The 25378-nt window shown below is 39.9% G+C and carries 27 protein-coding genes; 15 read left to right on the top strand and 12 right to left on the bottom strand.

Annotated elements, in window-relative coordinates; all coding sequences use genetic code 11:
* The first annotated feature begins 41 nt into the window (after positions 1 to 41).
* Positions 42 to 800 (top strand): DUF3108 domain-containing protein, encoded by a 759-nt coding sequence (locus IMZ28_RS02415; RefSeq protein WP_197549088.1) that lies wholly within the window; start codon positions 42 to 44, stop codon positions 798 to 800.
* Here the strand turns inward: IMZ28_RS02415 and IMZ28_RS02410 are convergent.
* Positions 781 to 1041 carry a hypothetical protein gene (locus tag IMZ28_RS02410; protein ID WP_197549086.1) on the bottom strand — a complete coding sequence of 87 codons (261 nt, stop codon included), beginning with the start codon at positions 1039 to 1041 and terminating at the stop codon, positions 781 to 783. The two genes, IMZ28_RS02415 and IMZ28_RS02410, sit on opposite strands and share 20 nt — an antisense overlap.
* Positions 1042 to 1251: 210 nt before the next feature.
* Between IMZ28_RS02410 and galU the strand changes: the two genes are divergently transcribed.
* A complete protein-coding gene (gene galU / locus IMZ28_RS02405) occupies positions 1252 to 2082 on the top strand; it encodes a UTP--glucose-1-phosphate uridylyltransferase GalU (protein ID WP_197549084.1) in 831 nt (276 codons plus the stop codon).
* Positions 2083 to 2091: 9 nt separating this feature from the next.
* Here the strand turns inward: galU and IMZ28_RS02400 are convergent, their stop codons facing one another.
* Entirely contained in the window at positions 2092 to 3765 is a 1674-nt protein-coding gene (locus tag IMZ28_RS02400; RefSeq protein ID WP_232087531.1) for an ABC transporter ATP-binding protein, read from the bottom strand.
* 196 nt (positions 3766 to 3961) lie between these two features.
* Here IMZ28_RS02400 and IMZ28_RS02395 point away from each other — a divergent pair, with 196 nt between their 5' ends.
* From IMZ28_RS02395 to IMZ28_RS02350, 10 genes are all read left to right on the top strand, one after another.
* Complete coding sequence (locus IMZ28_RS02395; RefSeq protein WP_197549080.1) at positions 3962 to 5176, top strand: nucleotide sugar dehydrogenase; 1215 nt, start codon at positions 3962 to 3964, stop codon at positions 5174 to 5176.
* Between the two features lie 12 nt (positions 5177 to 5188).
* Positions 5189 to 6241: an NAD-dependent epimerase gene (locus IMZ28_RS02390; RefSeq protein ID WP_197549078.1), complete on the top strand. Its 1053-nt coding sequence runs from the start codon at positions 5189 to 5191 to the stop codon at positions 6239 to 6241.
* 3 nt (positions 6242 to 6244) lie between these two features.
* The gene (gene cysD / locus IMZ28_RS02385; protein WP_197549076.1) at positions 6245 to 7159 is read left to right on the top strand and encodes a sulfate adenylyltransferase subunit CysD; all 915 of its coding nucleotides are present in this window, start codon (positions 6245 to 6247) and stop codon (positions 7157 to 7159) included.
* Between the two features lie 45 nt (positions 7160 to 7204).
* A complete protein-coding gene (locus IMZ28_RS02380; RefSeq protein WP_197549074.1) occupies positions 7205 to 7558 on the top strand; it encodes a four helix bundle protein in 354 nt (117 codons plus the stop codon).
* Entirely contained in the window at positions 7555 to 9024 is a 1470-nt protein-coding gene (gene cysN / locus IMZ28_RS02375) for a sulfate adenylyltransferase subunit CysN (protein WP_197549072.1), read from the top strand. Before IMZ28_RS02380 ends, cysN begins: the two co-directional genes overlap by 4 nt.
* Positions 9025 to 9142: 118 nt before the next feature.
* Positions 9143 to 9868: an adenylyl-sulfate kinase gene (gene cysC, locus IMZ28_RS02370; RefSeq protein ID WP_197549070.1), complete on the top strand. Its 726-nt coding sequence runs from the start codon at positions 9143 to 9145 to the stop codon at positions 9866 to 9868.
* Positions 9869 to 9895: 27 nt separating this feature from the next.
* Positions 9896 to 10495 (top strand): adenylyl-sulfate kinase, encoded by a 600-nt coding sequence (gene cysC / locus IMZ28_RS02365; RefSeq protein WP_232087530.1) that lies wholly within the window; start codon positions 9896 to 9898, stop codon positions 10493 to 10495.
* A complete protein-coding gene (gene cysQ, locus IMZ28_RS02360; RefSeq protein ID WP_197549066.1) occupies positions 10488 to 11288 on the top strand; it encodes a 3'(2'),5'-bisphosphate nucleotidase CysQ in 801 nt (266 codons plus the stop codon). The genes cysC (IMZ28_RS02365) and cysQ overlap by 8 nt, the downstream gene beginning before the upstream one ends.
* A 77-nt stretch (positions 11289 to 11365) precedes the next feature.
* On the top strand, positions 11366 to 12235 hold the full coding sequence (locus IMZ28_RS02355; protein WP_197549064.1) for a hypothetical protein: 870 nt from the start codon (positions 11366 to 11368) through the stop codon (positions 12233 to 12235).
* A 127-nt stretch (positions 12236 to 12362) separates the two neighbouring features.
* Entirely contained in the window at positions 12363 to 13304 is a 942-nt protein-coding gene (locus IMZ28_RS02350) for a sulfotransferase family protein (protein ID WP_197549773.1), read from the top strand.
* Between the two features lie 26 nt (positions 13305 to 13330).
* Here the strand turns inward: IMZ28_RS02350 and IMZ28_RS02345 are convergent, their stop codons facing one another.
* From IMZ28_RS02345 to IMZ28_RS02300, 10 genes are read right to left on the bottom strand one after another with little or no spacing between them, the layout of a single operon-like run.
* A complete protein-coding gene (locus tag IMZ28_RS02345) occupies positions 13331 to 14356 on the bottom strand; it encodes a hypothetical protein (protein WP_197549062.1) in 1026 nt (341 codons plus the stop codon).
* On the bottom strand, positions 14353 to 15456 hold the full coding sequence (locus IMZ28_RS02340; RefSeq protein ID WP_197549060.1) for a glycosyltransferase: 1104 nt from the start codon (positions 15454 to 15456) through the stop codon (positions 14353 to 14355). The genes IMZ28_RS02345 and IMZ28_RS02340 overlap by 4 nt, the downstream gene beginning before the upstream one ends.
* Positions 15444 to 16511, bottom strand: coding sequence for a glycosyltransferase (locus tag IMZ28_RS02335; protein ID WP_197549058.1), 1068 nt, complete (start codon positions 16509 to 16511; stop codon positions 15444 to 15446). Before IMZ28_RS02335 ends, IMZ28_RS02340 begins: the two co-directional genes overlap by 13 nt.
* 13 nt (positions 16512 to 16524) lie before the next feature.
* Positions 16525 to 17547 carry an ELM1/GtrOC1 family putative glycosyltransferase gene (locus IMZ28_RS02330; protein ID WP_197549056.1) on the bottom strand — a complete coding sequence of 341 codons (1023 nt, stop codon included), beginning with the start codon at positions 17545 to 17547 and terminating at the stop codon, positions 16525 to 16527.
* Complete coding sequence (locus IMZ28_RS02325; protein ID WP_197549055.1) at positions 17544 to 18209, bottom strand: SGNH/GDSL hydrolase family protein; 666 nt, start codon at positions 18207 to 18209, stop codon at positions 17544 to 17546. Before IMZ28_RS02325 ends, IMZ28_RS02330 begins: the two co-directional genes overlap by 4 nt.
* A gap of 16 nt (positions 18210 to 18225) precedes the next feature.
* Positions 18226 to 19239: a glycosyltransferase gene (locus tag IMZ28_RS02320; RefSeq protein ID WP_197549053.1), complete on the bottom strand. Its 1014-nt coding sequence runs from the start codon at positions 19237 to 19239 to the stop codon at positions 18226 to 18228.
* Positions 19236 to 20057: a polysaccharide deacetylase family protein gene (locus IMZ28_RS02315; RefSeq protein ID WP_232087500.1), complete on the bottom strand. Its 822-nt coding sequence runs from the start codon at positions 20055 to 20057 to the stop codon at positions 19236 to 19238. The genes IMZ28_RS02320 and IMZ28_RS02315 overlap by 4 nt, the downstream gene beginning before the upstream one ends.
* Positions 20054 to 21142, bottom strand: coding sequence for a glycosyltransferase family 4 protein (locus IMZ28_RS02310; RefSeq protein WP_197549051.1), 1089 nt, complete (start codon positions 21140 to 21142; stop codon positions 20054 to 20056). Before IMZ28_RS02310 ends, IMZ28_RS02315 begins: the two co-directional genes overlap by 4 nt.
* A complete protein-coding gene (locus IMZ28_RS02305; RefSeq protein WP_197549049.1) occupies positions 21139 to 22035 on the bottom strand; it encodes an ELM1/GtrOC1 family putative glycosyltransferase in 897 nt (298 codons plus the stop codon). Before IMZ28_RS02305 ends, IMZ28_RS02310 begins: the two co-directional genes overlap by 4 nt.
* Positions 22032 to 22910: a lysophospholipid acyltransferase family protein gene (locus IMZ28_RS02300; RefSeq protein WP_197549047.1), complete on the bottom strand. Its 879-nt coding sequence runs from the start codon at positions 22908 to 22910 to the stop codon at positions 22032 to 22034. The genes IMZ28_RS02305 and IMZ28_RS02300 overlap by 4 nt, the downstream gene beginning before the upstream one ends.
* 173 nt (positions 22911 to 23083) lie before the next feature.
* Between IMZ28_RS02300 and hisH the strand changes: the two genes are divergently transcribed.
* The 3 genes from hisH to IMZ28_RS02285 all read left to right on the top strand — a co-directional run bounded on the left by hisH (position 23084) and on the right by IMZ28_RS02285 (position 25338).
* Positions 23084 to 23713 (top strand): imidazole glycerol phosphate synthase subunit HisH, encoded by a 630-nt coding sequence (hisH, locus tag IMZ28_RS02295; protein ID WP_197549045.1) that lies wholly within the window; start codon positions 23084 to 23086, stop codon positions 23711 to 23713.
* Positions 23714 to 23816: 103 nt separating this feature from the next.
* The gene (hisA, locus tag IMZ28_RS02290) at positions 23817 to 24530 is read left to right on the top strand and encodes a 1-(5-phosphoribosyl)-5-[(5-phosphoribosylamino)methylideneamino]imidazole-4-carboxamide isomerase (RefSeq protein ID WP_197549043.1); all 714 of its coding nucleotides are present in this window, start codon (positions 23817 to 23819) and stop codon (positions 24528 to 24530) included.
* A complete protein-coding gene (locus IMZ28_RS02285; protein ID WP_197549041.1) occupies positions 24520 to 25338 on the top strand; it encodes a 50S ribosomal protein L11 methyltransferase in 819 nt (272 codons plus the stop codon). The genes hisA and IMZ28_RS02285 overlap by 11 nt, the downstream gene beginning before the upstream one ends.
* Positions 25339 to 25378: the final 40 nt, after the last annotated feature.

Genomic DNA, 25378 nt, shown 5'->3' with positions numbered 1-25378 from the left:
GATATTATAGTAAAATATAACCCAATAAGGAACCTGGTACGATGAAACAACTATTTTTATGCATAATCTTTCTGCTGATACTCTCTCTACAAACCGCCGAGGCAAAAACACTGGAGGTGACCTATGCAGTGCGTTTTGGATTTTTGGGAAAACTCGGTATCGCCCATGCCAAACTCACTACCCGAAAACAACACTATCGTATAGATATAGAAGCCTATGCAACGGGATTTGCAAAAACACTCTCACGCAACAGACATGAAAAACATGTCAGTACAGGATATATCAGAAACGGGCGTTTCATGGCTGAAAGTTATGAAGTTATAAAAAGTTACGGGAGTAAATACCACTATAAACATTACCGTATCGACCATAGAAAGAAAAAAGTCTATAAGAGCTTTTACAGCAAGAAGGAGGGAAAAGTAACCAAAAAAGGAGAAGAAGTACTGGATTTTTTTGCTACTGATGATCTTCTGACTCTCTATTTCAACATCGGTCGCCTGATCGCCCATAAAAACAAACCGGGTCATTACCGTTTTCATGCTGTCGGTGCAGAACGGCAAAAGGGTTTGGTTGAAATAGTCCTGCCGGACAAAAAAGCATTAAAATATTACAAAGAAGCATTAGGAGAAGGACCGTACTGGTACCTTACAGCGATCATTCATCAAAAAATCTTTTCCAGCAACAGAGGAGAGCTGATGCTGGCGGTAGACAAGGATGGTATTACACAAAAAGCTGTACTGAAAGATCTTATCATGTTTGGCGACCTTGTTGCCGAACGCATTAAACAGGTACAGCATTAAGTACAAAGTCTATCACTTTTGCATCACTCATTTCACAAGGCTTGAGCATACCCCCTTTAACTGTTACATAGTAGTTCCCGCTGACCATATCGTTTCCGCCAAGCTCTTCTGCATAGATCTTGATGAGTCTCCCATCAAGCAGCGCCTCTTTACGAAGCAGATAACGTCTGTTTTTGTACGTTACATCATTGGCGCCATTAGGCAGCAGACATAGATATTTGTAAAATACTGTTTCATTCATGAACGCATTGTAGCAAAGTAAAACATACATCCGGCCAACTGCTTCAAACTATAATGTATATTCCATACCCCCTCTTTAAAACTTAACTTTTACTTTTATTATCACTGTCACTAATTACTTTTTTGTTATAATACTTCCAATCACAACGGAGCACAGTATGACAATAAGCAATATACAAGTTAACAACGACCGCTCCACCAAGGAGCTATCTTGATCACAAAATGTCTTTTCCCTGCAGCAGGATACGGTACACGTTTCCTCCCCGCGACCAAAGCAACTCCCAAAGAGATGCTTCCCGTTCTTACCAAACCATTGATCCAATACGGTGTAGAGGAAGCATTAGAGGCGGGTATCAATACTATGGCCGTAGTTACCGGACGGGGAAAACGTGCGATAGAAGACCATTTTGATATCTCTTATGAGCTGGAACACCAGATCAAAGGCACATCCAAAGAACCGCTTCTTGATGAGATCAGGTCATTGATCAGCCAATGTACTTTCTCCTATACCAGACAACTGCAGATGAAAGGTCTCGGCCATGCTATTCTCACAGGCGAAACCCTTATCGGCAATGAACCTTTTGCAGTTATCCTGGCAGATGACCTCTGTGAGAATAACGGAAATGATTCTGTACTGAAGCAAATGACAGAAGTATATGAAAAGTACCAATGCTCCATTGTGGCCATTGAAGAGGTTCCCATGGACCAAACCAACAAATACGGTGTCATTGCAGGCAAACTGGTTGACAATACGGACGATACCTACAGGGTCACGAACATGGTAGAAAAACCCGATCCAAAAGATGCCCCGACCAATATGGCGATCATCGGACGGTACATCCTTACGCCTGATATTTTTGACATTCTCAGAAATACCGAGCCGGGGAAAGGCGGTGAGATACAGATCACCGATGCCCTGCTTGAACAGGCAAAACAGGGTAAAGTGATCGCCTATAAATTTAAAGGAAGACGTTTTGACTGCGGTTCTGTAGAAGGGTTTGTAGAAGCTACGAACTACTTCTATGAAAAAACATTCCAATAGAACACTGTATCAGGGACTGTTTTTCTGTGCCAATTTTCTAAACTCCTCAGAGGTCTCCAAAAGTCTTTCATAGGTACCTCTGTTCTCTATTTTCCCCTCTTTGAATACAAGTATTTCATCAGCATCTTCAATAGTGGTAAGACGGTGTGCCACAATAAAAGTGATCATTTCGCTTTTTAGTCCTTCAAGTGCCTTTTTGATAGCCTGTTCACTTTTATTATCCAGTGCCGAGGTCGCTTCGTCAAGGATAAGTACATCCGGATCTTTATAGAGTGCACGTGCCAGAGCAATACGCTGGCGCTGCCCTCCGCTCAGGTTGGTCCCAAACTCATCAAGCACTGTTTCTATACCCTTGGGCAGTGCCTGGACAAAATCCCAGGCATATGCACGTTTAAGCGCAGTTATCACCCGCTCCTCTACTATCTCCTCTCCGTAGGCAACATTCTGGGCTATAGTATCCTGAAAAATAAAAATACGCTGGGTCACAAATGCGATCTTTTTATGCAGTGATTGCAGGGTATAGTCTTTGATATCATCACTGTTGACATAGATCGTCCCCGAAGTCGTATCATAAAAACGCACCAGAAGGTTTACCAGACTGCTCTTGCCTGCCCCGCTGTCCCCTACCAATGCATACACTTTCCCTTTGGCTGCATTGATATTGATATGTTCAAGTGCTGTTTTATCATCATATTTCAACGAAACATCCTCAAACCGGATAGAGTCTATATGCTCCAATACTTTAGAGCCAGAAACAATTTTGGACTGTGTCCGGAAAAGTTCGTCAATCCGTTCTGTCGCAGCAATGGCATCCTGCATCTTATTATGAATATTTGAGAACTTTTTTATGGGATCATAGAGCATAAAGAGCGCTGTCATAAATGCAAAGAAGCTTCCCACTGTCATCTCTCCATCGATCACTTCATTTGCCCCGATGTAGATCGCAACTGCGATCGCGACAGAACCGAAAAGCTCCAATACCGGGCTGACCAGAGCATTGGTCTTGCTCTGCTTCATGGTAAGCTTGAAGAAATTCATATTCTCATTACTGAACTTACGCGCTTCATATTGTTGGGACGAATTGGACTTGATGATCTCGATATTGTTGAATATCTCTGTAAGCCTGGAGGTAAGATCTGCCGCACTCTCCTGTGAGCGTCTTGAGTACTTTTTCATCTTCTTCGCCAGCATTTGCAATGGTAACAGTGCCAATGGCATCACTACCAGAAAATAAAAAGCCAATTTTGGATTCTGGTAGATCACATATCCTGTCAGTGATACGATCAGCATCGCATTGATCAATACACTCGGAATAAGCGTGGATACTACATTCCGGATACGTGCTATATCATTGGTTGTACGGCTTAGAAGCTCTCCGCTGCGCATTTTGTTCAGGTAAGCCATATCCTGATACATCAGGTGCATCGAAAGTTTATTGCGTATCTTGCGAATAATATCATTGCCTATATAGATCGTATAGTAGGTTTGCACATATTTACCTGCAGACTTGAGCAGGAATACCCCGATAATTGCCAAAGGGATCAAGGTAAGCATTTCCCTGTCTTTGTTGATGAACACCTCGTCCAATACAGGTTTGAGCAAGTGTGCCGAGCCTGTTGTACCGGCTGCCACTGCTATCATTCCAAATATAGCAAAAATAAATTCTCGTTTATACTCCTTCATATATGGGAAGAAATATTTAAATAGCTGTTTCACGTTCAAATTTTCCTTGAAACTATAATTAATTCTGTGATTATACCCTATATGCAATATAAAAAACATCAGAACAAATTAGGTTTCATATTATAAATGTTAAAATAGTATCTGCATAGTTAAGTTCTTTAATTGATGTAAAACTATTCCAGACCCAAAGGCATCTATGTCACACTGTAAAATAGCAATAGCAGGAACCGGTTATGTTGGTCTATCCAATGGTCTTTTACTGGCACAGCACAATGAAGTAGTGGCACTCGACATCATCCCTGAAAAGATAGAGATGCTTAACAACAAAGTCTCTCCCATAGAAGATGCCGAGATTGAGGCATATCTGCGTGAAAAGCCGTTGAACTTTAGAGCTACGCTTGAGAAAGAGGAAGCTTACTGTGCAGCAGATTTTGTCATTGTCTCCACCCCAACGGATTATGACCCTGAAACAAACTATTTCAATACACGGTCGGTTGAAGCCGTCATTGAAGATGTTCTAAATATCAACCCTGATGCAGTTATAGTCATAAAATCAACCGTTCCCGTTGGCTATACAAGATCCATCAAAGAGAAATTTGGCACAGAGAACATCATCTTCTCTCCGGAGTTCCTCAGAGAGGGTAAAGCACTGCATGACAACCTTTATCCCTCACGAATCATCGTAGGTGAAAAATCCGAACGTGCCGGGACTTTTGCAAAGCTATTGGCTGAAGGTGCCATTAAGAAAGATATACCCGTGCTCTTTACCGACAGTACCGAAGCAGAAGCCATCAAACTTTTTTCCAACACCTATCTTGCCATGAGAGTTGCTTTTTTCAATGAGCTTGACTCCTATGCAGAATCACACGGGCTGAATACCCGCCAGATTATTGAGGGAGTTGGACTGGACCCGCGTATCGGTTCACATTACAACAACCCTTCGTTTGGGTATGGCGGCTACTGCCTGCCAAAAGACACCAAACAGCTGCTTGCCAACTATCAGAATGTTCCAAGCAATATCATCCGTGCCATTGTCGATGCGAACAGCACGAGAAAAGACTTCATAGCAGACCAGATCATCAAAAAACTCCAGTCACGAATCACGGATCAGGAATCAGTATCTCCAAGCGGAACAGTCGGTATCTACCGTCTTGTCATGAAAGCTGGTTCAGACAACTTCAGAGCTTCTGCTATCCAGGGGATCATGAAACGTATCAAAGCAAAAGGGATACAGGTAGTTGTATATGAACCTGTATTGGAAGAAGATGAATTCTTCCATTCAAGAGTCATCAAAGACCTGGATGAGTTCAAGAAAGTATCAGATGTCATCGTGGCAAACAGACTTTCCGGGAAGTTAAAAGACGTTGAGAACAAAGTCTACACCAGAGATATATTTAACAGTGACAGTTAAGGAACGAAAAAAGTGAAAATCTTAGTAACAGGCACAGCTGGCTTCATTGGCTTTCATTTAGCCAAAAAGCTGCTGGAACGTGGCGATGAAGTGACAGGGCTTGATAATATCAATGACTATTATGATGTCAATTTAAAATATGGCCGCCTTAATGAACTTGGTATAGCCAGAGAAAATATAGAAGAGAACAGCTTTACTGTTTCAACCAAATACCCAAAGCATAAATTCATTAAACTTGATCTTTCGGACCGTGAAGGAATGGAAAAACTTTTTCAAGAAGAAAAGTTCGATGCAGTGATGCACCTGGCAGCACAGGCAGGTGTCCGCTACTCTTTGGAAAAACCCCATGCCTACATAGAGAGTAACATTGCAGGCTTTATGAATATCCTGGAAGGTTGTCGCCATAACGGTGTTAAGAATTTATCATACGCTTCAAGCTCATCAGTGTATGGATTGAACAGATCACAGCCCTTTAAGACCTCTAACCATACTGATCATCCTGTAAGCCTTTATGCTGCTACCAAAAAATCAAATGAGATGATGGCACACACCTATGCACACCTTTATGGTATTCAGACTACAGGACTGCGCTTTTTTACCGTCTATGGACCATGGGGGAGACCAGATATGGCACCTATGCTTTTTACAGACGCCATTTTAAATGACAGACCTATCAAAGTATTCAACCATGGGAAAATGAGCCGTGACTTTACCTATATTGACGACATTGTCAATGGCATTGTACAAGTCATAGATCATCCATCCGCTCCCGATCCGGACTGGAATGCCCAAAACCCTGCACCGGAAAGTTCATCAGCCCCATATCGCCTCTATAACATTGGAAACAATGCTCCTGTGGCTTTAATGGAGTTCATTGAAACACTGGAGAATGCCCTGGGGAAAAAAGCAGAGAAGAACTTTTTGCCAATGCAGGATGGAGATGTGGTTTCTACTTATGCTGATGTAAGCGGTCTGATGAAAGACTTTGACTATAGACCTGATACCAAACTTTCTGACGGGATCAGTAAGTTTGTGACATGGTATAGAACTTTTTATGAGGAATAACATATGAAAATTGATCAAGCACGCCTGACCCATCTCAAACAGCTCGAAGCTGAGTCCATCCATATCCTGCGTGAGGTGGCAGCAGAGTTCACCAATCCTGTAATGATGTACTCCGTAGGCAAAGACTCTTCGGTTATGCTCCATCTTGCCATGAAAGCCTTTGCTCCGGGCAAACCACCCTTTCCTATGCTTCATGTAGATACCCTTTGGAAATTCCGTGAGATGATCGAGTTCAGAGATCAGCGTGCCAAAGAGCTTGGCTTTGACCTTGTAGTCCACTCCAACCCCAAGGGGAAAGAGATGAATATCTCCCCTTTTGAACACGGTTCCAAAGTCCACACCGACATTATGAAAACAGAGGGGCTCAAACAGGCCCTCAATGCAGGCGGCTATGACGCCGTCATAGGAGGAGCAAGACGTGATGAGGAAAAGAGCCGTGCCAAAGAGAGGATCTTCTCCTTCAGAGACAAACACCACCGATGGGACCCAAAGAACCAGCGTCCAGAACTCTGGAATATCTATAACACCCGTATTGACAAAGGAGAAAGTGTCCGAGTCTTCCCTATCAGTAACTGGACCGAGCTTGATGTATGGCAGTACATTTACCTGGAAAGCATCCCCATTCCTTCCCTCTACTTCGCCAAAGAGCGTGATGTGGTAGAGTATGAAGGTACCAAAATAATGGTAGATGATGAAAGAATGCCTGAGGAACTTCGTAAAAAAGCGAAAAAAGAGATGGTACGCTTCAGAACCCTCGGATGCTACCCCCTCACCGGTGCTATCAACTCCACAGCCACCACGCTGCCTGAGATCATCCGTGAGATGCTGCTCTCGACAAGTTCTGAAAGAGAGGGACGTCTTATTGACAAGGACCAGGAAGGTGCAATGGAACTGAAAAAAATTGAAGGCTATTTTTAGTCGACAGCCATTAGTCAATGGTCGTTAGTATATTAAAGGAAAAAAATGAAGTGTGAAAGTTTAGATGTTTGGAAAAAATCAGCTGCATTAAGTGCAGATATCTATTTGAATTTATCTGAACTTAAAGATTATGGCTTTAGGGATCAATTAACTCGATCAGGACTTTCTATTCCCAGTAATATTGCAGAGGGGTTGGAACGTATATCTGATCAAGAAAAGATAAGATTTTTAGATATAGCCAGAGCTTCCCTTGCTGAAGCAAAAACACAAATTTATATAGGTATCAAAATATATTATATTCCTAAAGAAAAAGGTCAAACTTGGATTACAGAACTTGAAATAATCGGTAAAATGCTAAGTGCACTGATTAATTCCATTAAAAAGGATATGGAGTCATGAGAACAGAAGAAGAAACCAATATTACCAACGACCATCGACTATCAACCATCGACTCCGATATCATCGGTTATCTCAAAGAGCACGAGAACAAGGATATGCTCCGCTTCCTTACCTGCGGATCGGTCGATGATGGTAAGAGTACCCTGATCGGTCGTATGCTGTATGACTCAAAGATGATCTTTGATGACCAGCTTGCAGCCGTAAAAGGTGAGAGCAAAAAGTACGGTACGACAGGCGAGAAGATCGATATGGCTCTGCTTGTCGATGGTCTTCAAAGTGAACGAGAACAGGGAATCACCATTGATGTTGCCTACCGCTTCTTTGCTACAGAGAGGAGAAAGTTCATCATCGCAGACACTCCCGGTCATGAGCAGTACACACGAAATATGGTTACGGGTGCCTCCACCGCTGATGTCGCTATTATCCTCATCGATGCAAGAAAAGGTATCTTGACTCAGACAAGAAGACACAGCTACATCGTCAACCTGCTTGGTATCGAACATGTTATCGTCGCCATCAACAAGATGGACCTTGTAGATTTCAGTCAAGAGATATTCAATGAGATCAAAGCATCCTATAGTGAGCTGGCAGAAGAGCTTGGCATTAAATATACCTACTATCTCCCCCTCAGCGCTCTTGACGGAGACAATGTCGTCGACAAAAGTGAAAAAACACCATGGTATGAAGGAAAACCTTTACTTGAACTGCTCGATACGATGGATATCTCTCAAAAACAGCGTACAGAAGACTTCCGTTTTCCTGTACAGTATATCAACCGTCCCAACCTTGATTTCAGAGGTTTCTGTGGCACCATTGCTGCAGGCAGTGTCAAAGTAGGCGATGAAATCACAGTACTGCCTTCGGGAAAAACTACCAAAGTTAAAAATATCATCAATGCAGGCGATATCACCGAAGCAAACAGAGAAGTCGTCACAGAGGAAGCTTATGCTCCTATGGCCGTTACCATTACCACCGAGGATGAAGTGGATATCTCCAGAGGCAATATGATCGTCCATACCAAAAATCTCCCTAGAGTCTCCAACTCCCTCAAGGTCATGCTTGTTTGGATGGATGAGACCCCTATGGAGCCAGGTACTACCTACGATATCAAACGTGCCACCTCCGTCGTAACTGGGAATTTCGAACATATCAACTATAAAGTCGATGTCAATACCTATGAACGGGAACAGATCGGCAAACTAGGCCTCAATGATATCGCTTCATGCAAAATGGTACTGACACAGCCCATTGCAGCAGATGCCTACAAAGAGAACCGTCTGACCGGCTCCTTCATCGTCATCGACCGTATCACCAACAACACTGTCGGTGCCGGTATGATCATCGGTGTCAGCCGCAGGGAAGAGGATGTAAAAAAACTCTCTGCCCGTGAGTACACCGATGCAGAACGCGCACTGAACCAGTATATCAGAGAGAACTTTCCTGAGTGGGAGTGCAAGAAGTGTTGAGAGATTTAGTCAATAGCCAATGGTCGATGGTCGATGCTCAACCATACAATGCTTTTACAAAAATATTGTCATTTAACATGCAACATTCAACATTCAACATTCTTTCAAGGAACACCTAGTGTTCAGAGAAACAAATACCCGCTCTATTGTCAAAGGCATAAGCTGGAGGGTTGTAGCGACGACGACTACCATCATTATTGTCTATATCTTCTTCGGACGACTCGATCTTGCCATCGCTGCCGGGCTCATTGAGACTGTCCTGAAGGTCGTCCTCTACTGGGGGCATGAAAAGATCTGGCACAAGATCCATTGGGGGAAAAAGAAAATAGAACCCTTTAATCTCTGGTTTACCGGACTTCCTCTTTCGGGAAAGTCTACTATTGCTGACAAAGTCTATAAGGAGCTTGAAAAACTCCATATCCCCATAGAACGTATCGACTCCAAAGATATCAGAGAACTGGTACCCAACATAGGGTATAGCAGAGAGGACCGCAACCGCCATATGCTGCGTATCGCCCATCTGATCAAAACCCTGCAGAACAACTCTATTTCAACGGTTGCCTCTTTCGTTTCTCCCTACAGAGAATCACGCAAAGCCATCAGAGAGATGGTCAAGAACAATATCGTTGTCTATCTCAAGGCTGACATAGAGACCTGCAAACGCAGAGACTACAAAGGTGTCTATGAAAAAGCCCTCAGGGGTGAACTTGAGAACTTCTCAGGCATTAACGATGTCTATGAAGAGCCACAGCATGCCGAGATCGTGATCGATACGGACACCGTGAGTGCCGATGAGGCGGCCAGCCAGATTGTAAAATACGTGCGTAAACACTATGTCAAATAAGGAATTTTAAATGATGGATACTGAATGTTGAATGAAAATATTGTCTTCCACCCGCATCATGTCAATAAAGAAGAGCGTGCAGCAATCAAGGATCAAAAACCCTGTATCCTCTGGTTTACCGGTTTAAGCGGTTCAGGGAAGTCGACCATCGCCAATGCTGTCGAATCAGTGCTGCATAAACGCGGCAAACACACCTACCTGCTTGACGGAGACAATATCCGTATGGGACTGAACAAAGGACTTGGCTTCTCGGATGAGGACCGTATAGAGAATATCCGGCGTATCGGTGAGGTTGCAAAACTCTTTGTAGATGCGGGGATGATTGTGCTGACGGCATTCATCTCCCCGTTCCGAAATGAGCGCGATATGGTACGCAGCCTTGTAGAGAAAGGAGAGTTCATTGAAGTTTTTATCGATACTCCCCTGGAAGTATGTGAACAAAGAGACCCCAAAGGGCTTTACAAAAAAGCCCGTCAAGGAGAGATCCAAAACTTCACAGGCATAGACTCCCCTTACGAGGCTCCCCTAAAGCCGGAAATAGCTATTAAAAATGATAAAATATCTGTAGAAGAGGTCGTGCGACAAATCATAGACCATTTAGAAACCAAAGGATATCTGTATGCTTGATAAGATTGATCTGAACGAAGTCGTAGTCATTGCCAAAAAGGCAGGTGATGCTATCATGCAGATATATGAAAAAGACTTTCGTGTTGCGTATAAAGATGACAAATCTCCTCTCACAGAAGCAGACATAAAATCCAATGAGATCATCTGTACTGCACTGCAGGAGGCTTATCCTGATATCCCGTTGCTCTCAGAAGAGAACAAAGAAGTCCCCTATAAAGTTCGAAAAACGTGGGAGTACTATTGGTGTATCGATCCCATCGATGGAACCAAAGAGTTCATCAAGAAGAACGGAGAATTTACAGTCAACATCGCACTGATACATAAAGACACTCCTGTCCTTGGTGTGGTCTATGCCCCTGCACTTGGTGATATGTACAAAGCCAAAAAAGGCAGCGGTGCATTCAAGAATGAACAGAAATTACCACTAAAGGTCAACAAAACACCAGAAAAGACACTGAGAGTGGTGGCATCCAAATCCCACCTTTCTGAAGAAACGCAGACTTTTATAGATGCGCTTGAAGCAGAGTCCATAGAACAAGTCTCAAAGGGAAGTTCGCTCAAACTTTGTATGGTGGCTGAAGGTGTAGCAGACATTTACCCCAGATTGGCACCAACAATGGAGTGGGATACGGCTGCAGCTGATGCCATCGTCAGAGAAAGCGGAAAGATGACATACCAATACTATCCCAGCCTCCAAACACAAAACCGTGAGGCCCTTAGATATAATAAAAAGGATCTTTTAAATCCAATGTTTTTAGTAAAAAGCCATCAGTTAACTGTAGGAAATCTATGAAAAGAGTCTCTTGTCTTTACAAGAAACCATTTCTACTCCAAAGAATATAAAGAAGTTTACCCATACTAGGATTGTATATGCAAACAGAATCCAATAAAAAGTTCATACTTACCCGACAAACGGAATCTTGGCATGTAATTGATGATGTTATATGTAAATATTATATTCATGATATAAAAAAACCTATTATGGTAACATTTGCAAGTTTAAATAGTTTTTTAGATCAAACCGAAATTGAAAATGGTATTTCACCATGGGGTTATGATTTCGTTAAAAAACAGGGATTAAATATAATATCTTTTTCATCCATTAATAAAAATACATGGTATAGAAGCAACATATTATATCACTTCATGATGCAACTGTCTTCTGAATTGGAAGTATTTCCAGAACGGTTAGGATATGGCGGTAGTATGGGTGGATATGGAGTATCTTCTTATTGTAATATTTTAAAGTTGGATCGAATATTAATTATTAACCCTATTTCGACATTGAATAAAAGTTTGGTTCCTTGGGAATATAGATTTACACATGATAGAGAAAATCTGGACTGGGAGTCCGGAGAAGTATTTGACGGGGCACAGGCTCTTGCTTCAGGCTATATTATCTATGATCCCTTATTTGACCTGGATAAAAAGCATGCACAACGATATCAAAATTTAATACATTTAAAAGTACCTGGTGTGGGACACAGTATGCCAAAGCATTTACAAGAAATGAATATGTTGAAAAAAACATTAATATCATTTATTCACAACAGACTTGATCCATTTGATTTTCACAGTGATGCCAGAAAACGCAGAACAATACCACGCTACTATAAATGGCTGTTGAGTAAGGAAAATAAACACTTAACTAAAAAAAGAAAATATATTATATATATACACCGAACAAAGTACTATATCTTTACACACAGTAAAGTGTTGCTAAAAAGACTTTTGTCTTAGTATTAACGTTTTCTATTTATATTAAAGAATAAGTCTTTTTGAATACATTTATAGATACAATTTTAACTGATACGATCTAAATTTTCTATTATAAATATCAAAATAAAAACTCTATAAGGATTTAAAAATAAGTACATTAAACAAAGATCAAAAAATTGAAAATGCTATCTTTATTATAGGATGCGATAGAAGTGGAACAACTTTTCTCGGTTCTTTGATCGGTGCCCATTCCCAATGTATTGTTACTCCGGAAAGCCAATTTAAGACAGATTGTTATTCCGAAGAAGAGCAATCATTTTTTAATCCCCAAAAAACTTTTCAAAAGATTAAAGAAACAAAACGTTTTAAAATATGGGATGCTGATATTTCATTTACAGACACAGAGTATGATAAGATCAAAAACTACCCTGATCTAATATTAAAGATCGTAGAGAAATATAATATAAATAAACAACATAAAAAGTCAGTAAAATTCTGGGTCGATCACACTCCTATAAATGTAGAATATGTTGATCTTCTAAAAAGTTTTTATCCAAATGCAAAATTTTTACATATCATTAGAGATGGAAGAGGTGTTGCTGCTTCTTTTAAAAATGTTACGTGGGGACCTAAATCCATGTATGATATTGCCAATTTCTGGCTAACAAAACTGGCTTATGGCTTTGCATATGAACGTAAGTATCCACAAGACATCTTATCTGTTCGATATGAAGATATATTGGAAAATACTGAAAATACTATAAAAAAGATCACAGACTTCATCGGTATTGACTATGAACCAAATATGTTGGAAGCCAACGGGTTAATAGTACCAACTTACACAAAACATCAACATGAACTGGTTGGTCAAAAAGCGGACAAATCAAGAATAAAGGCATGGGCAAAAACATTGTCAGAAAGAGAAATCGAACTGTTTGAATACAAAACACGAAATATGTTGCACCTGCTTGGCTACCAGACCCTCTTTGCAAAACCAGGAAGAGAAAAGCGGCATGAGCGCATTACTTTTGTACTAACTCAAAAATATAAAAGATTCCTCAATAAATGGAAAAAACGTTTAAAACTATAATTTTAAACTTTGGGTGATCCAATGGTTCATACTTTTTTCATTAATGATTTTATTCCAAGTTTAAAGTAGTCGATTGCTTGTAAGTCATTTATTGATTGAAGTATATGAATAATGGCCTGATTTGCAGACTCTTCAGTCCATACATCCATTGAAGTATCACTATACATTGAAAAATCTTCGTCAAATATGTATTCCAATTTATTAATCTTAAATCTTTCATTCAATTTTTTATTACTCTCTTTATACCTTAAATAAAAATTTTTAGCCTCTTCTTTTGATGGCATAAGTTTACCATTATTGTCAAGATTTTGATTAATTATTTTCCTTAAATCATTTCTCATTCCTAAAGAAGACATCAAGTGGGAAACTTTAGTTTTTTCAAAACCATTTGAAACATTTTTTTTCATAGATGATGTAATATTTTTTATATTAAGTAAATTACAAAAATCTGAAACTATATCCCCTTTATAAAGTGTTTTTTTGTCAAAAACCCTAATGATAATATTATCATCTCCAAAAACATCACCCCAGTTAGAAATACGTTTGTTATAATCAAAATAATAATCAAGGTTTTTATTATACATCGGTATAGCAGTTGGCTCATTGCCATAAAAAAAGTTTGAAGGGGGACGACGCTTTTTAGAACGTTGTTGATAAAGAGATACAATTTGTTTATCTTGTCTTCTGATATATACTATGATAATGATTTCATCGAAAAACTTTGATAATTCTTCTTTGAATCTAAGTAGTTCCTGTTTATCAAATATCCAGCTAAAACATTCAGCAGACATAATAACATCGTTTGGAAGTTTAGCAAGATTTTGTGCTAAAACTTCAGGAGAAACTATACTTGCATCATTTTCTACATTACGTTTATTAATTTTTATCCAACAACAAGTATTGCCGTTTTTTATTACTCTATTCTTGGTATCTGTTGTAAAAAATGAAATATTCTCTTCTTCATTAAGTTTTAGACGATTATCAAATAACATTTGCTGTAATGATGTTGTCCCGGTTTTATGTTGGCCTGTATGAATATAAATTTTTTTCATTGTTGCTCCGGTTGGTTAGCTATTATTGATTTTACATATAGTAAAAAATTTTCGGATATCTCTCGTTTATCAAACTTTTCAATATATCTGTCTGTAATTTCCGGGTACCTCTCAAGTGCCAGATCTATTTTTTCTGCCAGATCATCCGGGTCATTAACTTTTGCCAGATACGGTTTAAGTTCACCTATCAATATTTCTCTTGGTCCCGTATCACAGTCTGTACTGACTACCGGTGTTTCCAATGCCAGACTTTCAACAATGACCCGGGGAAGACCTTCTCTTTGTGAACTCATAATGAGTATTTTTGCATTCTTGATAAAAGGATAAGGATTCGTAGTGAACGGATGAAAAATAATTCTGTTTCGTTGAATATTGAACTTTTCAATCAGATTCAGAATTTCTTCATTTTCCTCTGTACCCAGAAGCAACAGTTTGATATTCCTATCTTTTATTTTGGAAAAAGCTTCCAATAGGATATCCTGTCTTTTTCTTTTTATATCGCTTCCTATTTGTATGAGGTAATCTTCCTCCGGTACATTCGCTGCTTCATTGGCCAATTGAGGAATATTTTCCAGATCAAAAGGGTTATAGATAGTTTGAATTTTTTTGGGAGATAAAAAATGTAACAGATTTTTTTCAGTATCCTGCGAAATAGTAATTAGGTTTTGACCATCAAAAATTTTCTTATACAGGTATTCTCTTTTTTTATACCTTGTAAAGGAGTTCTTTTCGAGTACTTTTAGCTCCTGGGTAATATCAACTCTCATATAATAAATTTTAGGAATATTTATAAACCTCAATACTTTTGCCGTTACTTCCATATGGGATACCACAATATCAATTTCTAATTCCTGCAATAATTTTCGCAGTTTTAATGATAATAAATAATCTCCGAGTATATCCAGCTTTTTATAGATTTTTTTATCTTCGCAGATAAAAAAAGTTTTAATACCTTCTACCTCATAACTTCTTTTATTCTCTAATAAAACAAGATAGTTTTCAACTTTGCCTTCTGTACTCTTAATAAGATCTGTGGTACTTTTTTGTCCTCCGCCCGGAAGCAGATCACATATAATATGTGCAACTTTTATTTTTCCCATAATGCTTCAAATTCCTTATAAATATACTCTTTATTAAACTTGTTAATACTCTCTTCATCTATCAAAATATTACTCTCCAATGCATGATCAATCTTCTGAGCCAAAGCTTTAGGATTGTTTACAGGAACAAGCCATTTGGACAGATCACCTGTCAGAATTTCCCTTGGACCTGTGGGACAATCTGTACTGACAACAGGAGTATTCAAGATAAGAGACTCAACTATTACCATACCAAACCCTTCATAATCTGATCCCATAATCATTAATTTGGCATTTTTCATATATTTATAGGGGTTCTGCTGAAAACCTAAAACAACCACCTTATCTTCCAAGTCCCGTTCTTGTATCATTTTAGTAAGCTTATCATCACTGTTCGCTAAAATCACAAGCTTTATATCATGTTCTATCATTTTAAAAGCGTCCAACATGACATCATATCTTTTCTGTTCCCTGAAAGCAGAAGGTGAGATGATATATTCATACCCTATCTCTATGGCTTCATTACCCTTGCTTTTTATCTCTTCAAAATCAAAAGGATTGTAAATGGTGGTTGCACTTTTATATTTGATATCTAATACATCAAAATCTTTTATAATATCATTTGCTACAGTAATGATATTTTCATTCTCATATAAAAATTTGTAAAGTTTTAATTTCTTTCTTGCTCTTTTTTTACTAAATTTTTCCAACTCCGCCTTGTAGGATATATGTATTACAAAATATTTATTGTGGTGTGCTAAAAGTTTAACGACTCTGTCTGCTCTTGGCAGATTGGAGATCACCAAATCAAACTTTCCTATTTTTTTCATTTTTGACTCTAAAATCTTAGCATATATGAAGTCTCCCAACCTCCCTAAAAACTTATAGGTATCTTTCCCGTTTGATAATGGTACTATAGGAAAGTCACAGTCATCCGTATTATATTTTTGTATATTGTCAAGTAAAAAAAGTGCTACTTCATGACCTTTTTCTCTGAACAGTTTTGCTTGTGTCAATGCTACTTTTTCTGCACCGCTTCCGGCCAGATTTGTAACTACTACCCCTATTCTTTTCATATAAACCCTTGTTTTAATCTTCCAAAAGATGTTTTATTTTATCATATACTTTTTCAGCAGGAGACTCTTTTAAACATACGGTTACTTCATCCGGTCTAATCAGCGGAATACCATCTATTTCAACGGAAATAACCATTTTATTTTTAATTAGCTTATCCATAAACTTCTTATAAATTCCTCTTGGGTGGGCATTATCTGTTCGAATCGTATATACAGGCTTCTTGCTCAAAACAGCTTCAGTGATCATCGAACCGCTGTCTTCAGTCACAAATACTCTCTCTGCAGCAGCAAGGAACATACCCATGACCTTTTCTGGTTTTTGATTATATAGAACATATTTTTTTATAGTATTTTTTTCCTGTTTAAAAATATCATAAAGTTTCTTTTCCATCTCGACGGTCGTTCTTCTTGAAGTAGTAACACAAAGTTTTGCTCTCTCTCTTTTTGCCAACGCAATCATACCTGCCATCATTTGTTCAATATCATCAGCAGAGAAAGGATAGTCTTTTGTCGGTCCTCCGATCAGAATACTCCAGATACGCTCTCTCTCATCAATACTGTTTTCACGTCTGAATAATTCGAGCTTGAGAGCATCAGTAGGCAATACCAGCGGTGCGACATCCACAATAATCTCATTATCATAATGGTTCTCATCCAGGGAAACAAGGTAGGTAAACAGTGTATGTTTCAAACCTCTTAGAGAACTACAGTAGATATTTGGACATTTCAAATACCTGCTTAGCATAACATTTAAAAACGAGGTTGCTCCACCCGTTGAAACAATAAGATCACAGTCTATTTTCTGAGGAATAACGCGACCTTTATAAAAAATATCTATAAAGAGCTTTCTTCCCTGCCAAATATTGCTTTGATTTAAAATATTTTTGATCAGACGCTTAAACAGGGAACTTCTTAATGTTGCATTCACTTCGATAAGATTGATATCTTGATGCTTTCTGATAGTCTCTACAATCCCTCTAGAAATATTTTCATGTCCCGGTTTTCCGTCAGTTATCAATAGAATATTTTTTGTCATGAGCTTTCTTCAATACTTTGATATAACGAGACAAGTTTTTGCGTAATGACTTCATAACCTTCATCATTTATATGGGTTTCGTCCAGATAGTACTTATCCATATTTTCCAAAAATTCGTTATAAATATCAAGTTTATAGCAATAATTATATTGTTTTGAAAGTTTATCAAGCACATCATTGTATTTGACGATTTCATCATTCCTAAATAATTGATGATTGGGTACTGTGTCAATTAATATCACAGTTTTTTTTGATACAGTCGATATGATCTGTTCAATATTTTTTTTATACTCCTCTATCCCAACTACATTTTGGGTACCAAGAAGGTCATTTAACTTTAGCGCTTTTGCAATTTTTTTATATTTCTTGACTATTTTACGAAATATCTTACGCAAAGGGTTATCCGGATAATAGAGAACGTAAGGTGCATACTTAAAGGTTTTCCAGGAATCTACCAGCCCATACTGTATAAGAACAATTTCACACTCTTTTGTATAGTGATCTTTGAAAAGATACTGCATTTCTCTTGTGGTTGACATAGTATAACCTGCATTCTTAACACTTTTTCCGATACATCCAGAAAAGCGTTCCGGATAGGAATTGTTTTTGAATTTTACATCTCCGGACATATTACAGTCACCCAAGGCTAAAACTTGTGCCATTTCATTTACCCTTCCATTATACTTTCACTATTTTACTATAAATGTGAAGAACGCTCTCCACCATTGCATCCAGAGTAAAATGCTTCTTTGCAAACTGAAAACTTTTTTCATATTGTGCTAAAACCTCCATATAGTGTTCCTGTAAAAAATATATCTTTGACCTAAGGCTTTCCAAATCATTAACGGGAACAACAAAAGAAGTCGGCAGTATCTTCTTCATATCTCCTACTTCCGTGGATAAAACCGGTACACCCAGCAGTAAAGCTTCAGCCATTACATAAGAGAAACCCTCCCGGTCAGAACTGATCACACAAATATCCGAGTTAATAATAATCTCCGGTACATCCCTTCTGAAACCTGCGAATCTCACTTTTTCCTCTATATTAAGTTCATTTACAAGCTTCTGAAGCTTATCCTTTTCACTTCCTTCTCCAACAATCAGAAGTTTCACATCCAGCTCTTTGACTGCTCTTATAAGTAAAGAAAAATTTTTAATACTCTCAAGTCTGCCTACGGCACAAATCACAAACCCATCATAAATACCAAACTGATCCAGATATGAAGGGTCTTTTTTTATATCCTGTAATGCAACACCATTATAAACCACACTTTTATGTCTGTTTTTCAGCCCTTGAAGCACCGTATGTGATACACCGATCACATGGTCAAACTTTTCAAAAGAGGAAAGTTTGCGCTTTTGGCTGTGAAGTGAGGCAACCAGTTTGATCTTCCCTGATAAAAAGGGCTTAATGGTTGCAATCATGTCCACTGCTTTATTGGCATGGGCGTGGAGGATCTGTGGTTCTATGATCTTGATCAGTCGGAATAGACAGAATAAAATAAAGATATTTTTACGTCCTTTGCTAAGATCAAGCGAATGAAAGACGATTTTTTCATCAAAACGTTCTCTATACTTCTCATGGGCGATCACATGAACTTCATGATAAGATACCAATCGGTTACACAGCTCCTCAAAGTGTTTTTCCAGACCACCCTCTTCATCCCCGGCCAAAACCTGGCATACTCTCATTTTTTCACCCCCCGTTTTCCGGTACGCAGCTTCAACCAAAAAACAAAAAAATGATCTTTACCACTCACTGTTATACGGGGTATCTCAAACGGGTCACATCTTTTTAGATCTGCAATGCCTGCCTTCGTAGTTACAGCATTGCTGTACCCGCATTCAGCAACGATCTTTTTGTCCTTCTCCCCATAAAGTCCAAAAGGATATGCAAAACTCCTGCAGAGTGTTTGAAATTGCATTTCGATCTGCTCTTTTGAGTGACAGATCTCTTTTTTGCTTTGTTTTTCATCCAGGCTGTTCAGATTGGCATGGGTCTGTGTATGGGCGCCAATCTCTATCAAACCGCTTGCCAGCAGCTCCCTGACCTCATCATCACTCAGTTTTGGCTCATCTTTAAGTCCGGCACCTTCATTCTTTGCTTTACGGTAGCCTGACCAGTCACGATTATGCCTGTCATTGACCAGGTAGATAGTTGCTTTGAAACCATACTTTTTCAGTATCGGCAAAGCATTGGTCAGGTTGTCTCTATATCCGTCATCAAAGGTGATCACCACACTTTTTTCAGGCAGGCTTCTTCGCTGTTCATATGCTTCATCCATAGTAAAAGAGTGCCATCCGTTTTCAGCCAAATAGCGAACCTGTACATCAAAGTCAACCGGTGAAACCCTCAGAGAATTGAACTTTTTGCCTTTAATCGGATCTCGTACCATATGATACATCAAGATACGCGGATAGCGGTAATCTACTGCCGGTTTCCACCATGCATAGCGGTAGGAGAAATATGCTGCCAAAATCATGACAATACCTAGAATTGACCACATCATTTGTGTACTGCCTTATAGACATTGAGAGTCTTATCTACCATCTGTGCCAATGAAAAATGTGTGGCAATATATCCATACCCGTCAAAAAAAAGCCTGCTTGCCAGAACAATATTCTCAGCCAGCCCCTTATGCTCTCCCACAGCATAGAAAAAACCGTTTTCGCCTTCTTTCACAATATCAAGCACCCCGCCATGCCCCGTAGCGACCACCGGTCTATTCATCGCAATAGCCTCTGCAACACTTCTGCCAAAGCTTTCTGGTTTTTTGGAACTGCTTACCACAACATCACTCAAGGCATATATCTCTGCCACGTTACTTTGACTTCCGGTAAAAACAATGTGTTCTTCCAAATGAAGCCTTTCTACCAGATCTTTCAGGGATTCAAAATAGCTCTCTTTATCTTCACGGACACCTCCAACGATCACTCCTGTAATATGCGGCATCTCTTTTTTTAAAAGAGCGATCGCTCTAATAAATGTTTCAAGGTCTTTAAGCTGTGTAATGCGTCCTACTGTTGTCACAATGAACTTCTCTTTCAGTCCATACTTTTGCTTGAAACTCTCCATAAAAACATGATCAGTCTTCTCAGGGTTGAATTTATCCAGGTCAATACCCCTTGGGATAATACTGATCTTCTCTTCAGGAGTATTGTAATGCTTCTGTATGTACTCCCTGATCGCACCGCTTACGCAAATTACTCTGTCACCTTTAGTCATGATAGCACTGTAGGCACTGACACTGTTAAAGCCGTGCACTGTCGTCACAAACGGTATTTTCAATGTACGGTTCGCCCAGTATGCCAGCCATGCGGGAACCCTGCTTCTGGCATGAATGATATCAGGCTGAACTCCTGTCAGTATTTTACGTAGGTTTATCATACGCAAAGGTGCAGTAAAAAGATTTTTGGAACAGATATCCGACACAATATGTTTCCCGCCATCTTTGTCTATCTGTGACGCCAGCTTTCCTCCGGCACTAACCACAACACTTTCATGCCCCAGCTTGACTAGCTCCCGGTTAAGCTCTACTACACCCCGTTCTACACCACCCTCATTGAGTTCCGGTAAAAGCTGTACGATCTTCACCATAGCGCCTTTGCCGCATATTTTGAGAAATCGATCTTTCTATTGGCTCTCTTGAAGCTGCTCCCAATGACAGCAAGGTACCCCTCTTGTTCCAAAGCATCTATGAAGCGGGTAAATTTATTCTCTTTTTGAGCTTCAAGCGGCAGCACAACTACATTGGCACTCCCGTAAGAGATCGCTTCGGAGATCATAGAAGTACTATCAGCTGTGAGGAATACTGTTTCACACTGATCAAGAAAATCCGGGATAGGATTGACCGGATTGTCAGAGTAGACCACCTCATAATCAAATTGATATTCCCTGATCAACGACTCTATTTCCTTGGGAGTTCTTGGTGAAGTGGTTACGGCAACCTCATATCCTTTAAACTCCTCTACAATCAGATCCAGCTGTTCTTTTAACCTCTTTCGGTTCATACGAAAAACCTTGTTCTCCCCGCCAATTACAACCCCGATAGCGTTCTTTGAAGCACGATAGATTCCCCGCGGTTCCACATAGGCAAAATTGGCAGGGAGTTCAATGATATTCTTCTCTTTTGGCGGTTTGTCATGGCTTTGTGCGAAGATCAGATCATAATCATACCGGTATCCTCTCGGCAGCATCATGGTCACAGACTTAGCACTGAACTGCTTTGCAAGTACTTTTAGCATATAATAGGTTCTTGACCCTGCTCCTATGACAAGATCGTAGTCATCATGTTCCAATTTTGGTTTTTGAAACAAAGAGTCTGTACACACCCCGACTTTATCCAAAAGATAACTTGCCCATTTACTCCAACGATATTTGGGAAGTACCTCTACTATCTCATACGATGTCTTCAAATATTCAGCCAATGCAACCGATTGGTTCAAGTGACCTGCCCGTCCATCACTGAGGATCAACACACAGCTCATCTGCGCCACCTGTTATGCATCCAGAACCACTGTGCCGGATACTTCCTGATGACAGACTCCATAACCTGGTTATATTGTTCCGTCATTGTTTCCAAAACACTCTCACTTGTCAGTGCTTCTTCTGATTCTATCGGCTCTTCGATAATGATCCGGTATTTCCCATCATCTATCCGGGCAATGAAAAAGGGTACAACCAAAGGATCAAGCTTCTGTTTCAAAAAGGCTATGGAAGTCGTTGTTCCCGCTTTTTGACCAAAAAAATCAACCATAACACTGTTCTGTTTTCCTACTTTCTGATCAATCAGGATCCCGACATTCCCTCCCTTTTTCAAACGCTTTACCATTGAGAGCATAGCTTTGCTCTTAAATGCCGAATCGTTACCGTATTTACGCCTGAAGGGAGTGGTAATATTGTCCTCGATCAGCTTATTGTTCCCTTCTCTGCCAATAACCAGCATCGGAAATCCGTGTTTTGCCAAAAAGTGTGCCAGCAACTCCCAGTTGGAGAAGTGCGCAGTCATAGCAATAATGCCTTTGGAACTGTGTTTTGCAAGACTCTCAAGTTTTTCAATCGTCTCTTCTCTATTGACAACGGCATTGTCAATATCGAATCTGTCTACGAACATAAGCAGTATCTCGGCCACCGTTTTTGAAAGTCCCACATAGACCTGTTTGGAGAGTTGTTCAATCTCCTTTTTTGACATTTGGGGAAAAGCAGAGCTCAGATTGGCAATCGTCAGTTTTCTTCGTTTACTGTCAAGATAATAGAGCAGCCACGCAAGCATTTTAAAAAATATATAAACAAAAGAGACAGGGGCTATTTTGGCCAAGCCCAAAAACAGTTTTACCAGCCAGTACTCTATCTTCTCTCTCATAAACATCCTAATGACAAATATATTGAACCCTTATTTTACCCAAATTGCCTAAAGGAGGATAACCCCTTTCAATTTAATTTGCTATAATCACGAAAATTAATAAGTAACGAGTAATGAATAGTGAGCAACCGAAAAGAGTATTATTTCACCCTGCTTTCTGAAAGGAATTTCAAATGATCGGCATTGTCGACTACAATATGGGCAACCTTGCCTCCGTTATCAACGCTTTCAAAAAAGTCGGGGCAGCTGCAGTACTGGAAAGCGACCCTGCAAAACTGGACCGGTATGACAAACTCATCCTTCCCGGCGTTGGAGCATTCGGTGATGCTATGGCACATTTACAGAGCAACGGCATGGATAAAGCCGTTAAAGCCTTTGCCGCATCGGGCAAGCCGCTGCTTGGCATCTGCCTTGGCATGCAACTGCTTTTTGAAAGCTCCGAAGAGTTTGGCACACACCAAGGACTTGGGCTTATCCCGGGAAAAATAGTTGCCTTTGAGGAAAAGAGTTTCGACCATCCGCTAAAAGTCCCGCACATGGGGTGGAACGAACTTTTCGTCCAAACCTCAACGCCCGATGCTAAGCGTTCAACACTTTTTGAAGGCTTGCCCGATGAATTCTACCTCTATTTTGTGCATAGTTACCATGCGGTATGCAACGATGCTTATGCCATCGGAAAAACCTATTACGGCTATGAGTTCGTCTCTGCCGTACAAAATGAGAACGTCTTTGGTATCCAACCACACCCGGAAAAGAGCCATGAGAATGGACTCAGGATCATTGAGAATTTTATAAAACTATAGGAAAAACCATGCAAAAAACAATAAAAGTATTGCAGAGCAATACATACCAACCCTCTTCACTCTTCACTCTTCACTCCTCACTTTATGACACAAGGAGTGCATCATGACCATACTGCCGGCTATAGACCTTAAAGACGGCAAAGCCGTACGACTCAGCAAAGGTTTGATGGATTCTGCCAAGATCTATTCTGATGAACCTTGGCAGGTCGCCAAACGTTTTGAAGAACTTGGAAGTGAATGGGTCCATCTCGTTGACCTCAACGGTGCCTTTGCCGGAAAACCGGAAAACCTTGAACAGATCAAAAAGATCCGCCAAAACTGCAACCTCAAACTTGAACTCGGCGGTGGTATCCGTGATGAAGAGACCATAAAGATGTATCTGGATCTTGGAATCGACAGACTGATACTTGGCTCCATCGCCGTTAAAGACCCAGATTTTGTCAAAGTGATGGCAGCCAAATATCCTATTGTTGTAGGCATTGATGCCATTGATGGAATGGTGGCCGTCGAGGGTTGGGCAGAAACTTCCGATATGAAAGCGACTGATCTTGCCAAAGAATTTGCAGATGCCGGAGTAGAAGCGATCATCTGCACCGATGTAGGCCGTGACGGAATGATGACCGGTGTAAATATCGACTTTACGCTTTCCGTCAAAAAGGCCTCAGGACTTGAGACGATCGCCAGCGGCGGACTCAAAGACATGAACGATATCAACGCGCTCCTTGATGCCGGAATCGACGGAACAATCGTAGGAAAAGCTTTTTACGAAGGAACACTCAATCTTGAAGAGGCATTTAAGGCAGTAGATGAAAAATAGATACTATGAACTGACCATTACTCTCAATGAACAATATGTCGATCTTATTGCCGACTTTATTATGAATATCTACGATGAGGGCGTAGAGTTCGGTACGGACAGGATTATTATCAGAAGCGAATCTGATTTAACTTTCGTTAAAGATGCACTGCTATCGTTGCAGCAGGATCTTGAGAGTGATATCCATATGGATTTTACATTGAAAGAGAAAGAGAATATCGATTGGATCAAAACCTATCAGGAGTCTATCCAGCCTATTGAAGCAGGAAAATTTTATATTTTTCCAAGCTGGCATGCACCCAAAGAGAACCTGATCAACATCAGAATCGACCCGGCACTGGCATTTGGTTCAGGACATCACGCTACGACCTTTTCCTGTCTTGAAGCGATCAGTGACTATATCAAGCCCTCTGATCATATCATAGATGTGGGATGCGGTTCAGGTATCCTGGGGCTTGCCTGCAAGAAGCTGGGAGCAACAGTCGAGCTTTGTGATACCGATCCAATCTCTGTTCAAAGCTGTAAAGAGAACTTCAGACTCAATGAAGAATCCTATGATAAACTCTGGGAAGGATCAGCAGATAAAGCTGAAGGCAAATATGATGTCGTTATTGCCAATATCATTGCAGATGTGTTAAGATTTATCGCAACCGATCTCAAAAAGGTCACCAAAAAAGACGGATTTTTGATACTTTCAGGTATTTTGGATAAAAAAGAGAAACTCGTACAAGACTCTTTTGGGGATCTTGTACTGGAAAAACGCATACTTAAGGATGAGTGGGTTACACTCATCTATAGAAAAAAGTGAAACAATTAATCGCTATAATTAGGTGAGAGTAGATTACCCT

The organism is Sulfurovum indicum, from assembly GCF_014931715.1.
Taxonomy (GTDB): domain Bacteria; phylum Campylobacterota; class Campylobacteria; order Campylobacterales; family Sulfurovaceae; genus Sulfurovum; species Sulfurovum indicum.
The sequence above is the reverse complement of the archived record's forward strand: the minus strand, read 5'-3'. Positions and strand labels throughout refer to the sequence as shown.